At 63.0% G+C, this 13,065-nt stretch carries 11 protein-coding genes; 8 read left to right on the top strand and 3 right to left on the bottom strand.

What is annotated here, in order from left to right; genetic code table 11:
• The first annotated feature begins 86 nt into the window (after positions 1–86).
• The 3 genes from ASE71_RS30405 to ASE71_RS30395 all read left to right on the top strand — a co-directional run bounded on the left by ASE71_RS30405 (position 87) and on the right by ASE71_RS30395 (position 2,374).
• The gene (locus tag ASE71_RS30405) at positions 87–368 is read left to right on the top strand and encodes a hypothetical protein (RefSeq protein ID WP_082566550.1); all 282 of its coding nucleotides are present in this window, start codon (positions 87–89) and stop codon (positions 366–368) included.
• A gap of 147 nt (positions 369–515) precedes the next feature.
• Entirely contained in the window at positions 516–1,613 is a 1,098-nt protein-coding gene (locus tag ASE71_RS30400; RefSeq protein WP_060521786.1) for a glycosyltransferase family 4 protein, read from the top strand.
• Positions 1,610–2,374: a polysaccharide deacetylase family protein gene (locus tag ASE71_RS30395; RefSeq protein WP_060521785.1), complete on the top strand. Its 765-nt coding sequence runs from the start codon at positions 1,610–1,612 to the stop codon at positions 2,372–2,374. Before ASE71_RS30400 ends, ASE71_RS30395 begins: the two co-directional genes overlap by 4 nt.
• 125 nt (positions 2,375–2,499) lie before the next feature.
• Here ASE71_RS30395 and ASE71_RS30390 read toward each other — a convergent pair whose 3' ends face one another.
• Together ASE71_RS30390 and ASE71_RS30385 are read right to left on the bottom strand one after the other, a co-directional pair.
• The gene (locus ASE71_RS30390; protein WP_034799175.1) at positions 2,500–2,682 is read right to left on the bottom strand and encodes a hypothetical protein; all 183 of its coding nucleotides are present in this window, start codon (positions 2,680–2,682) and stop codon (positions 2,500–2,502) included.
• Between the two features lie 96 nt (positions 2,683–2,778).
• Positions 2,779–3,612, bottom strand: coding sequence for an MBL fold metallo-hydrolase (locus ASE71_RS30385; protein ID WP_043613689.1), 834 nt, complete (start codon positions 3,610–3,612; stop codon positions 2,779–2,781).
• 280 nt (positions 3,613–3,892) lie between these two features.
• On the opposite strand from ASE71_RS30385, the gene ASE71_RS30380 reads away from it, so the two are divergent.
• Positions 3,893–5,086: a DUF3095 domain-containing protein gene (locus ASE71_RS30380; protein WP_060521784.1), complete on the top strand. Its 1,194-nt coding sequence runs from the start codon at positions 3,893–3,895 to the stop codon at positions 5,084–5,086.
• Positions 5,087–5,121: 35 nt separating this feature from the next.
• Here ASE71_RS30380 and ASE71_RS30375 read toward each other — a convergent pair whose 3' ends face one another.
• A complete protein-coding gene (locus ASE71_RS30375) occupies positions 5,122–6,459 on the bottom strand; it encodes a nucleotide sugar dehydrogenase (RefSeq protein ID WP_060521783.1) in 1,338 nt (445 codons plus the stop codon).
• Positions 6,460–6,841: 382 nt separating this feature from the next.
• Between ASE71_RS30375 and ASE71_RS30370 the strand changes: the two genes are divergently transcribed.
• The 4 genes from ASE71_RS30370 (at position 6,842) to ASE71_RS30355 (ending at position 13,064) form a co-directional block, all read left to right on the top strand.
• Entirely contained in the window at positions 6,842–8,191 is a 1,350-nt protein-coding gene (locus ASE71_RS30370; protein ID WP_060521782.1) for an adenylate/guanylate cyclase domain-containing protein, read from the top strand.
• A gap of 8 nt (positions 8,192–8,199) precedes the next feature.
• On the top strand, positions 8,200–9,150 hold the full coding sequence (locus ASE71_RS30365) for a polysaccharide lyase (protein ID WP_060521781.1): 951 nt from the start codon (positions 8,200–8,202) through the stop codon (positions 9,148–9,150).
• 123 nt (positions 9,151–9,273) lie between these two features.
• Positions 9,274–11,166 carry an ABC transporter ATP-binding protein gene (locus ASE71_RS30360; protein WP_060521780.1) on the top strand — a complete coding sequence of 631 codons (1,893 nt, stop codon included), beginning with the start codon at positions 9,274–9,276 and terminating at the stop codon, positions 11,164–11,166.
• A complete protein-coding gene (locus ASE71_RS30355; RefSeq protein WP_060521779.1) occupies positions 11,163–13,064 on the top strand; it encodes an ABC transporter substrate-binding protein in 1,902 nt (633 codons plus the stop codon). The genes ASE71_RS30360 and ASE71_RS30355 overlap by 4 nt, the downstream gene beginning before the upstream one ends.
• Position 13,065: the final 1 nt, after the last annotated feature.

The following is a 13,065-nucleotide window of genomic DNA, read 5'->3' as shown; positions in this document are numbered from 1 at the left end:
TCTGGCCGCGCTGGAAGAAGAGAAACGAAACAAGGAGTGGCAGGCACGGAGCGGTCCACGGACGGCGATGGGGCTGCCAGGTGATCATGGTGAAAAACATCCGCAGCCTTGGCGGGCGGTTTGGTCTGCTTGCTCTGTCCGCGGTGACGCTTGCGGGCTGCACGACGCCGGACCTGGAGCCGATCCCCGGCAGCATCACCTATGGCGGGCAGCCGCGCACGAAGCTGACGAAGGCGCCCGTCGGCAGCATCGTCCCGCACCGCTTCACGAGCGGCAACAGCTTCGTTCAGGAAACCTATGTCATCGAGCCGGACCGTTCGCTGAAACTGATCCGCCGGGACTACTACGATTTGCCGATCGACCGATGAACCGCTGGCGGTCGGGCCTGGTATCCCCTTGGCTGCAGACGGCGGCGCGGACGCATGCTTTCCTCTCCCGCGATCCCACCGGAAAGCGGCAAGCTCCCGGTGCGGTCGGTTGACAGGCCGCCGCGGAGAAACGATAGCTCGCTGCGGATGAAGATCGCCTTTTACGCACCGCTGAAATCCCCAGACCATCCCGTTCCTTCGGGTGATCGCCTGATGGCGCGCATGCTGGTTGCAGCACTCCGTGCGGGAGGGCACGAGGTCGCGGTCGTCTCGGACCTGCGCAGCTTCATGGCGGCCGCGTCGGACGTAGATTTTCGTGAACTGGAGCAAGCGGCGGCAGGCGAGATCATCCGCCTCCGGCAGGGGTGGATGCGCGACGGCGCCCCCGATCTGTGGTTCTGCTACCATCCCTACTACAAGGCGCCGGACCTGCTCGGTCCTTCGCTTGCCGCCGAATTCACCATCCCCTACGTGACGGCAGAGGCCTCCTACTCGGCGCGGCGAAACGAGGGCGTGCGCGCGATCGCCCAACGCCAGGTGCTCCAGGCCATCGAGCAGGCGGCAGTCAACATCTGCCTGACGCGCCGGGACCGGGATGGCCTGCTGGAGGCCGCGCCCGACTGCCGCCACGCGATGCTTGCTCCCTTTATCGATGCGGCCCCTTTCGTGCCGGGCGGCGGAAGCACGGATGACCTCTGCCGCATGGTCGCTGTCGCCATGATGCGCAGCGGCGACAAGCTGGACAGCTACCGCATGCTGGCGCAATCGCTGACACACATCGCCGATAGCCGCTGGACCCTGACGATCGTTGGCGACGGTCCGTGCCGCGACGAGGTGCAACAGGCCTTCTCGGCCTTGCCGTCCGACCGGCTGGACTGGCTCGGCGAAAGGACCGCTGCCGATCTGCCGGCTATTCTTGCCGGCAGCGACCTCTACGTTTGGCCGGGCTGCGGCGAGGCCTATGGGCTTGCCTATCTCGAAGCACAGGCGGCGGGCTTGCCGGTCGTTGCGCAAAATACCGCCGGCGTGCCGGAAGTGGTCAGGGACGGCGAGACTGGGATCCTTACGCCCGACGGCGATGCCACCGCCTTTGCGGCGGCGATGCGCGCGCTGATAGAGGATCCGGTCCTTCGGCGGAGATTGGGTACGGCCGCCGGACGGTTCGTCCATGACGAACGTTCCTTCCCTGCCGCGGCGCGGCGGCTGCGCACGATATTTGACGAGCATCTGGAGGCGACGGCATGAGACAACCCCATTGGCAGCAGCTTGCCGTCGCGCTCGACCGCGTGGCCGCGTCCGGGCGACAGGTTGATTTCTGGCTGCGGGACGACGACGCCGCCGAGCCGACGGCAGCACTCGACCGCCTGTTGTCGCTGGTTGACGAGCACCGGATTCCGGTGGTCATCGCCGTGCCCCCGGCGCTGACGGGCGAGGCGCTTGCGCGCCGCCTCGATGGACATGCCGGCGTCAGCGTTGCGGTGCACGGCTGGGCGCACCGCAACCATGCTCCGCCCGAGGAAAAGAAACAGGAACTCGGCGCGCACCGGCCACGCTCAACGGTTCTCCATGAACTCACGGAGGGCTACGCGCGTCTCCAGGCGCTGTTTCCGCGCAGCTTCGTGCCGATGCTGGTGCCGCCGTGGAACCGGATCGATGGCGCGCTTCTGGATGACCTGACCGGGATCGGTTTTGCGGCGCTGTCGGTCTTCGGTCCGGAAAAACCCTCGCTCTTCAAGCTCGTCAACACCCATGCCGATGTGATGGATTGGCAGGGAACACGCGGCTGCCGCGAGCACGCGGCGATTGTAGCAGACATCATCGCCAGGCTAAGGCAGATCTGCGGAGACGATGAAAAGAGGCGGGATCAGGCCGGGCGAACCATCGGAGTGCTCACCCATCATCTGGTTCACGACGCCGGCGTTTGGTCCTTCATGGAGGAGCTCTTCACGCTTACGGCCGCGCATCCGGCCTGTCGCTGGCGGACCGGAGCCGATCTCGTAGCTTAATGATCCTTTCGCTGGCGGAAGCGTAGTTTGGCCAGCTGCCGCGACAAACAGTAGGGACGCTTGCCGCCATGTCAGGGAGGCGCGGCCGCCGGATGCGACGGCCCATGTTTTGCTAGAACACCACCTCAGCCGCTACCGGGTACGACAGTGTCGTCATCGTTGTCCGGCAGCAACCCTGAGCCGGGGGTCTTGGTCTTGTCGGTCAGTCGATCCTTTGCGTGAGGACCTGCGGTTGGAAGATGCTGCCCACCCGAGGGATCCTTGCCGGTTTCCTCGATCGCCTGCTGGGCCTTCTTGTCCTTGCTCATGCGGTACTCCTTCTTTGGAAAGAAGGAATCCACGAGGCGTGAAATAGTTCCGGCCCGAATTTCGGGTAAAGGACATCCCGACGCGATTTCAGATGCTCAATCGAGCTCGACGATCTGTCCGTCGCGGGCGGCAAAGGCGCCGGGGAATGTCGCCTGGACATCGCGTTCCATGGCGGCCAACGCCTCATCGGTGCGCGACGGATCGTGGTGGAACATGGCGAGCTGCTTGACGCCGGCGGCCATCGCCAGTCTTGCGCCATGCATGCCGGTCGAGTGTCCGTAACCCTGAAAATGCTCCATCTCGCTTTCGAGATAGGTGCAGTCGTAGACGAACAGGTCGGCCCCGGCGATCAGTTCGAGCACGCCGGGATCGAGGACGCCCGGCTCGTGCTCGGTATCGTAGACGAGAGCGACGGCGCGGCCGTTCCATTCGATCCGATAGCCGACGCAGCCACCGGGATGGTTGAGGCTCGTCGTGCGGATGGTGACGCCGGCACGCGGGGTCAGCACGTCACCGGGTTTGAAGTCCATGCCGTCGAGGCTCGCTTGACAGATGTCGGGATCGACCGGGAACCACGGCGGGCGCATGAAATCGCGGATCATCTCCCGCGTGGTCATGGTGCCGTGCAGATGGCCAGACCAGAAGCGCACCGAATTGCGACATTTGTAGATGGGTTTGAAATAGGGAAGACCGATAATGTGGTCGTAGTGGCTGTGAGTGAAGAACAGATCGAACTCTTCGACGCCTTCGGCGATCAGCGCATAGCCAGCCTCGCGCAGGCCAGAGCCGGCATCGAACAGCAATACGTCCTTGCCGCATCGAATTTCGATGCAGGATGTATTTCCCCCATAGGCGACGTATTGTTGGCCGGAGACCGGCAAACTTCCTCTTACGCCCCAGAACCGCACTCGAAAGTTGTCGTCACGCATTCAGTTTCGGCTTCACTACGCACGCTTGGACCATTTTGATCCTTGTGTGACTGTTAAACAAGCACAGATGGCCACACCCCTGCAATGCCATGGGTTATTATTTGGAAACTAACCATCGCGTCGCCAAGTCCCCCCTCCGGCCAAATCCACTCCTCGCCTATCTTCTAGGCTGCAGAAACGGACAGAGGTGTCTCCTTGGTAACAGCCAATGAAACTTTTTGTTGCGCTCCCGCGTGAATTATCTGACGAACGTTAAGGGCGAGCGAAGATCGAGGCGCTGATGGCTGAGGCAATGGAAGGCCGATTTTACGATAGCGTGCCGTTGTTCGACGCCTTCGAAGGCGTCGCGGACGAAGCGAATTACCGGCCGTTGCCGGACGGCTGGCTGCTGGCCGTGGCCGATATCGTCAACTCGACCGGTGCGATTGCCGACGGCCGCTACAAGACGGTCAACATGGCCGGCGCCAGCGTCATATCCGCCCTGATGAACGTGCTCGAAGAAAAGACGATGCCCTTCGTATTCGGGGGGGATGGCGCCTTGGCGGCGCTGCCGGCATCAATGGCCGACAGGGCCCGCGACGCGCTGGCCGCGGTGAAGACCTGGGTGGCGGAGGAACTTGACCTTGAGTTGCGGACCGCGCTCGTTCCGGTCAGTGACATCCGCCAGCACGGGCTCGACATGCGCGTCGCCCGCTTCAAGGCCAGCGACGAGGTTTCCTACGCGATGTTTGCAGGCGGCGGCGCAAGCTGGGCCGAGGCGGCGATGAAGGCCGGGCGCTATCACGTCGCGGCGGCGCCTGCCGGCAGCCGGCCGGACCTGACCGGCCTTTCCTGTCGCTGGAACCCGATCGAGTCCCGCCACGGCACGATTGCCTCGATCATCGCGGTGCCGGGCGCGAAGGGCAACGGACCGGAATTCCAGGCGCTGATCGCCGACATCGTCGCGCTTGCCGACGAGGAAGATCGCGGCGGTCACCCCGTTCCCGAGCTTGGTCCGACCGCGCGGTTCTCCTTCCAGGGGATCGACACCGAGACGCGCGCGGCCGCTCCGCGAGGGCGACGTTTCCTGAAGCGTTGCGTTATCACCGTGCAGACGCTGGCACTTTTCGTCTGCCTTCGCATGGGCTGGAACCTTGGGCCCTTCGATACGAACCGATACCGCCGCGACCTTGCCGACAACACCGACTTCCGTAAATTCGACGACGGCCTGAAAATGACGATCGATATCAGCGCCCCGCGCCTCGAACGGATCGAGGCGCGGCTGCAGCGGGCAGAGGCAGAGGGCGTCGGACACTATGGCCTGCACCGGCAGGATTCGGCGCTGATGACCTGCATCGTGCCGACGCCGATGACCCGCGACCACATACACTTTGTCGACGGCGCCTCTGGCGGCTATGCGGTGGCGGCGAGCAATCTCAAGGCCGCGCTGGCGCGCAACAAGGCCACTCAACCCTTTGCGGGTGGCGCCGGCTAGCTGTTGTGGCCACAGGCATGCGCACGACCGTTGCGCTATGCCTTGATAATGTGGCTGCCCGTCAGGCCGTTTCGATGGAAGACGTTGCGGGTATCGACGACGAGCGGCGCCCACTTGGCGAGGGCTGCGTAGTCCACCTGATCGTGGTCGGTGGCGATCAGCACGGCATCGAATGCCGCCACCGTGGGCTCGTCGAGCGTCACTGAACGCCGGCCCTTCAGAGTGGCATATTCGCGCGTCGGCGGGATCTCGGTAACGTAGGGGTCGTGATAGGCGGTGTGGCCGCCGCGCTCCTCGATCAGTTCGATCAGGCGCAACGATGGGCTCTCGCGAATATCGGGAACGTTCTTCTTGTAGGCGAGGCCGATGACGAGAACGTTGGAACGGCTGAGCGCCTTGCCGGCGTGCCGGTCCAGCGCCTCGGCCAGTCGGCTGACGACGTGGCGCGGCATGGCCGAGTTGATCTCGCCGGCAAGTTCGATGAAACGCGTCGGCAGTTCGTATTCGCGTGACTTCCAGGTGAGGTAAAAAGGGTCGATCGGAATACAGTGGCCGCCGAGGCCGGGGCCGGGATAGAACGGCATATAGCCGAACGGCTTGGTTTTGGCGGCCTCGATCACTTCCCAGACGTCGATGCCCATCGCCTCGTAGACAATCTTCAATTCGTTGACGAGCGCGATGTTGACCGAGCGGAAGATGTTTTCGGTGAGTTTCACGGCTTCCGCCGTGGCGTTGGACGAGACCGGAACGACCGTCTTGACCACGGAAGCGTAGAACGCCTCCATCAGCTTTGCCGCCTCGGGGCCGTCGCCGGCGACGACCTTCGGAATGCTCACGGTCTCATAGACCGGGTTGCCCGGGTCTTCGCGCTCCGGCGAAAAGCCGACGAAAAATTCGGCGCCGGACTTGAACCCGGTTTCCTCGAGGATGCTGCGCACGATGCCATCGGTCGTACCGGGGTAGGTGGTCGATTCCAGGACGATGAGCTGCGCGGGACGCAGGGTTGCGGCGATCGCGCGCGACGTCTTTTCGACAAAGGAAAGGTCCGGGTCGCGATATTTGGTCAGGGGCGTCGGCACGCAGATGATGATGACGTCGCAGCCGGACAGTTCGAGGAAATCCGTCGTGGAACGGAAACGGCCAGCACCGCTCTCCCGGGCAAGAACAGCGTCCGAGACCGCCCCGATATAGGACTTGCCCGCGTCGAGCGCGACGATCTTGCCGGGATCGATGTCGAAACCGATGACGGAATAGCCCGCGCGCGCTGCCGCGATCGCCAATGGCAGGCCGACATAGCCGAGCCCGATGACGCCGACCTTGGCGCTCCGGGCAGAGATGGACGACAGCAGGCTTTCGAAATGAAGTGAGGTCAAGTTTCGGTTCCGGATCTCGTGGACAGACAGGCGCGGCGCGCGAACATGTCGTGGTTTGTTGGAGAGAAACAAGCCCCAAGTCAAGCGAGGCCCGGCACCAGGGCCGCTGGCAGGCCGTTGAGCCGGCTATCAAATCTTCATGCTGCAACAGGTCGGAAAAATCTTCGTTCGCCTCTGGAAATTGGCGGCGCGCGTGAATATCTGCAACATATAAGTGCCGCATTCCGGGTGCCTGCACGTCATCGACGCCGGAATCGGTTGGAGCATTTTCTTAACGGGCACGGCTCATCATCATCCACCGCGAACATGAACCGGCAAATTGCCGGGGCGTTCGCCGTCTCTGGATGCTGACGCGGGACGGTCTGTCATGCGAGGACGCGAAATGGGCCCGACGAACGACAACGTATCCGAAATCCTCATCGACAAGGTCGCCGACTGGCTGATGCGCACATCGCTGAGCGACGCGCCGCTGGAGACGATCGTCAAAGGCTTCTGCGAGCGGCTGGCGGCCGCCGGCCTGCCGCTGATGCGCGTCCATCTTTCCTTCTCGATGCTGCACCCGCTTTACGATGCTCTGGGTTTCACCTGGGTGCGCGGCAAGGGCGTGGAGGTCAGCGGCCTTCGGCACGAGGAACTGGCGCTTAATCCCGAGCGGTTCCTGCAGAGCCCCTACTATTACCTGCTCAACAACAATCTCGAGCATGTCCGCCGGCGCATCTACCAGGATACCCCGTCCGAATTTCCGATCTTCGACGATCTGAAGGAGCAGGGTGCCACGGACTATCTCGCCTTCATGCAGTCTCTCGGCGCCGATTCCGGCCACGGCATGGTCGGATCCTGGACGACCGATCGGCACGGCGGCTTCACTGACGATGTCATTGGCGCGCTTTTGAAGCTGCAATACCATCTGGCAGTCGCCGCGAAGATGGCGGTGCTCGGCAAGCTCGCCGACAACATGCTGACCACCTATCTCGGCTCCAGCGCTGGCCGGCGTGTGATGAGCGGCCAGGTTCGCCGCGGCGACGGCGAGACCGTGCGCGCCGTCCTCGTCATGGGCGACATGCGCCGCTCGACGATGCTGGCGGAAAAGGAAGGGCGTCAGTCCTATATCGAGACCCTGAACACCTATTTCGATGCGATCGCAGCCCCCTTCAATCGCAACGGTGGCCATATTCTGAGCTTCGTCGGTGACGGCTTCATCGCCGTCTATCCCTGTGGGCGCCACAAGGAGCCCTCGGAATTTGCCGCCCGCGAGGCCTTTGCCGCCGTGCGCGCGGCAACCGCACGCATGGACATGCTGAACGGCGAGCGGCGCAAGCAGGCACGCGATCCGATCGGCTACGGTATCGGTCTGCATGTGGGCAACGTGATGTTCGGCAATGTGGGCCTGCGCGACCGGCTGACGTTCTCGGCCTTCGGCTCGGCCGTCAACGAAGTCCAGAGGTTGCAGAACCTGACCAAGAAATACGCCCACAGCGTCGTCGCGAGCGAAGCCTTCGTCAATTATTGCGGCGGCGACTGGACGGCCCTCGGTCAGGAAAAACTCCGCGGCGTGCGGCAGAAATTCACGATCCTCTACCCCAACGACGCTGCCTTGCTCGCAAGGGCCGATGAACGCTTCGACGACGTGTTGCAGGATGGACTTTCCGAGGCGGAGCATGTCATGCTGCTTCATCGCAATACGCGTCCGCTCCAGCCGCCGCGCGGCCTTATCGACAAGATGCTTCAATAGGGGGAAGAATGTTTCGCACCGTCCTTTTCGTCGCTTCCATCGTCATGGCCGGGAGCGCGATGGCGCAGCCATGGGAAACCAAGCTTTCCGACGACTTCGAGGGGCGGGATTTTGCGCCTGAGGGCGGGCTCTACTATCGCGAGAACTTCGAGCAGACCGCCGGCACGGTGGAGTTTCAGAACGAGGTCAAGCATAACGGTAATGGCGCGCTCAAGCTGAGCGTCGTTCCGACCTGTCCCGATTCGCTCGACGGTTGCAGCGAGCGGGCCGAGATCTGGGAAAAGACGGCGCTGCGCGTGCCATACGACCAGGGCGTCTGGTATGGTTTCGCGGTCAAGTTTGCCGACCCGATCCCGAATGAGGACCATCGTTATCTGATCGCCCAGTGGAAGCGCGAGATCGATCCGGGTGCCGAGGGCGATTTCAGCCCGTTCCTTGCCTTGAGGCTCGAGGCCGGCAAACTTTTCGCCACCGTGGAAACGAACTATATCGCGCCGCTCTGGGCCGGTCCTGAGGGGAAGCCGGCGAGCTGCAAACCGGGCGAGATCCCCGTATGGGGGCGGCCGGGCGTCAACCAGATGCGCATGCTGGTCGCCGCAGACAGCAACTGGGAGCTGATCGACGGCAGTCTCTTCAATGCATGCACCGATGCGATCAAGGTGACGAACCACGGCAATCCGTTGCCCGACCCGAAGTCCGGCTGGATCGATTTCGCGATCTACACGCTGCCGGGAGCCAATGGCACGGGTCGCATCGAACTCTTCGCCAACGACAAGCCGATCATCACGGTGACGGGTCATATCGGTCACGACGACAAGGGGCTCGGCAAGAACCAGTACTTCAAGTTCGGCCCCTACCGGGCGGCCGATAAAACCGACTGGACGCTGTTTTACGACGACTTCCGACGCTCGGCCAATTGCGCCGACGTGTTGAAGGGCGGTGCCTGCCCTTCGTTCTAACCATCTGAAGATGCAGGTGGGTATAGCCTCGTCTGCAATCGGGTGTGCTGGACAGCCCTTGGAAGCTGCGCTAGTCTTTTTTTAGAGGCGGCGGATAAAAAGCAATGAGGGAAGCGTGCTGCTATGACATCTGGGGCGGACCTGCTTCGAGTTGAAGGTCTGCGGATCACATTCTCGGTGCTCGGCGGCGAAGTTCAAGCCGTCAATAACGCGAATTTCAGAATTTTGCCCGGCAAGGTGACGGCGCTCGTCGGCGAGTCCGGATCGGGGAAATCCGCAATCAGCCAGGCGGTGATGGGCATCTTGCCCAACGTCGCCAAGGTTGGTGGCAAAATTTTGTTCAACGACCCGACGACGGCGGCAAAGCCGATCGACCTGCTCTCGCTGGAGCGGGAAGGGGAGGAGATCCGCAGCCTGCGCGGCACGCGCATCAGCAAGATCTTCCAGGAGCCGATGACATCGCTGTCGCCGCTCCACACGATCGGAAACCAGATTTCCGAAGTGCTGAAGATCCACACCGACGCGGAAAAGGCGGAACGTCGGGCGCGAACGGAAGAGCTGCTCGGCTATGTGGGCTTTGCCAATCCGAAGCGCGCCTACGACATGTATCCGTTCGAGCTTTCCGGCGGCATGCGGCAACGCGCGATGATTGCCATGGCATTGATCTGCCGGCCGGCGCTGTTGATCGCCGACGAGCCGACGACGGCGCTCGACGTGACGGTTCAGGCCCAGATCCTGAAACTCCTGCGCGAGCTTCAGGTCAAGCTCAACATGGCCATGCTGCTGATCACCCATGACCTTGGCGTCGTCGCCAACATGGCCGACGAGGTTGTGGTGATCTATCACGGCCAGATCGTCGAGGCGGGTCCGGTCGAGGCGATCTTCCGCAACCCGCAGCATCCCTATCTCAAGGGCCTGATGGCCGCGGTTCCGCATTTCGACATGAAGCCCGGTGAGCGGCTGAAGGCACTGCGCGAAGTGCCGGTCAAGGCCGGAACGCTGCTCGGGACCTCGGCCGCCGACCGGCGCACCGGTCCCGACGTGCTTTTGTCCGTCCGCAATGTCTCGAAGACCTATGGAACGCGCAAATCGTCCTGGTTCGGCGGTGGCGAAGATACGCTGCATCGCGCCGTCGACGATGTCAGTTTCGATATCCGCCGTGGCGAGTGCCTCGGCCTCGTCGGGGAAAGCGGCTGCGGCAAGACCACCGTCAGCAAGATCCTGATGCGGGCCGTCACGCCCGACCAGGGCTCGGTGATCTTCGACAATGGCGAGGGGCCGGTCGATGTGCTGAAAGTGCAGGGCGACGACCTTAAGGCCATGCGGTCCAAGATCCAGATGGTCTTCCAGGATCCGGTCTCCTCGCTCTCGCCGCGCATGACGGTCAAGAACATCCTCAGCGAGCCGCTCGAGATTCACGGGCGCGGAACGGGCAAATCGCGCGAAGAAACGGTGCGTTCGCTGCTGCAGGCCGTCGGCCTCGATCAGCGCTTCATCAATCGGTACCCGCACAGCTTCTCCGGTGGCCAACGCCAGCGCATCGGCATCGCCCGGGCACTGGCGCTGGTGCCGGAGCTGCTGATCTGCGACGAGCCGGTTTCCGCGCTCGACGTCTCCGTCCAGGCGCAGATCCTCAACTTGCTGAAGGACCTGCAGAAGGAGCTGGGGCTGACCTGCCTGTTCATCTCGCACAATCTGGCTGTCGTCGACTATATGGCCGACCGCATCGCCGTGATGTGTGCAGGGCGTATCGTCGAGCTGGCGCCACGCGAGGTGCTGATGCGCAATCCGGTTCATCCTTATACCAAGTCGCTGCTGGCGGCGGTTCCTTATCCGGATCTCGACCGGCCGCTGGATTTCGAACTGCTGAAGGACAGCGAAGGTTCGGACATGCGGCGTTGGGGAGCGCAGTTCCGGGACGATGATGCCGGCGACGCGCTGATCCCCGCGGATCTCGGTGGTGACCACATCGTGCTGGCACGCCGATCCGTGGATGCAAGGGAGTTGCGGCCATGATCACCCGCCGAACTGTACTGGCATTGCTTGCGACCGTGGCTCTGCCGACGCGGCTCTTTGCAGCTGCAGGCGAGCCCGCATTCTGGGAAAAGCAGATTGCCGACGGCAAGCTGCCGCCGCTGGCCGAGCGCCTGCCGAAGACGCCGCGTGTCATCAACGTCGCGGCCATGGGGCGCCAGCCCGGCAAGTACGGCGGCGAGGTGCGGATGCTGATCGGCAGCGCCAAGGACATCCGCCTGATGACCATCTACGGCTATGCCCGTCTGGTCGGCTTCGACGAAGCGCTGAAGATCGAAGCGGACGTTCTCGAAAGCTTCGAAACGGTCGAGGACCGCATCTTCACCTTCCACATCCGTGAAGGCCACAAGTGGTCCGACGGCACGCCGCTGACGTCGGAGGATTTCCGCTATTGCTGGGACGACGTTCTCAACAACGAGAAGCTGAGTCCGGCCGGGCTGCCGACGGCGCTGGTCATGGATGGCGAGGCCGCCAAGTTCGAGATCATCGACGAACGCACGGTGCGCTATTCCTGGTCGACACCCAATCCTGACTTCCTGCAGAAGCTCGCCGCCCCCCAGCCGATGGTGGTGGTGATGCCGTCGGCCTACCTGAAACAGTTCCATGAGAAGTATCAGGAAGAAGACAAGCTCAAGGCGCTGATGAAGGAGGAGCGGGTGAAGAAATGGAGCCAGCTGCACATGCGCATGGCCCGTTCCTACCGCCCGGAAAACCCGGACCTGCCGACGCTGGACCCCTGGCGCAACACGACGCCGCTTCCGGCCGAACAATTCGTCTTCGAGCGCAATCCCTACTATCATCGCGTCGACGAGAACGGCCTGCAGCTACCTTATATCGACAAGTTCGTGCTTAGCGTCAGCTCCTCGGCGCTGATCCCGGCGAAGACCGGCACCGGCGAGAGCGACTTGCAGGCGACCAGTATCGACTTCGTCGACTACACCTTCCTCAAGGATTCCGAGAAGCGCTATCCGGTGAAAGTGCTTCTGTGGAAGAAGACGCAGGGCTCGCGCCTGGCGCTGCTTCCCAATCTCAACTGCTCGGATGAGGTCTGGCGGGCGCTGCTGCAGGATGTGCGCGTTCGCCGCGCGCTGTCGCTTGCGATCGACCGTACCGAAATCAACAAGGCGGTGTTCTACGGCCTGACGAAGGAAAGCGCCGATACGATTCTGCCGGACAGCCCGCTCTTCCGGCCCGAGTTTGCCAGCGCCTGGGTCGCCCACGATCCGGAGCAGGCCAATGCGCTGCTCGACGAGGCAGGCCTTACGAACAAGGGCAGCGACGGCATCCGCATTCTCTCCGACGGCCGCGCAGCGCAGATCGTCGTGGAAACGGCCGGGGAAAGCACACTCGAGACGGACGTGCTGCAGCTCATCACCGACTACTGGCAGAAGGTCGGGATATCGCTCTTCATCCGGACCTCGCAACGCGACACGTTCCGCAGCCGCGCCGTCGGTGGCGAGATCATCATGTCGATGTGGTTCGGCATAGACAACGGCGTGCCGACGGCCAGCATGAACCCCGGCCAGCTTGCGCCGACCGCGGACGACCAGCTGCAATGGCCGGTCTGGGGGCTGAATTATCTTTCCCACGGCGAAATGGGCCAGGCCCCGGACCTTCCGGCAGCCGTCGAACTGACGGAACTGCTGCAGCGCTGGCGGCATTCGGCCGAGGATGCCGAGCGGACGGAGATTTGGAGCCGGATGCTCTCGATCTACACCGACCAGGTGTTCTCGATCGGCATCGTCAACGCCTCGCTCCAGCCGATCCTCGTGGCAAAGAAGCTGAGGAACGTGCCCGACACTGCGCTCTACGGCTTCGACCCCACGTGCTATTTCGGTGTCTACAAACCCGACACCTTCTGGATCGAACAGGAAGGCTGAC

Origin of the sequence: Ensifer sp. Root954, assembly GCF_001429005.1 — a bacterium.
Classification (GTDB): domain Bacteria; phylum Pseudomonadota; class Alphaproteobacteria; order Rhizobiales; family Rhizobiaceae; genus Ensifer; species Ensifer adhaerens.
This window is presented reverse-complemented; position numbering and strand designations above follow the sequence as displayed.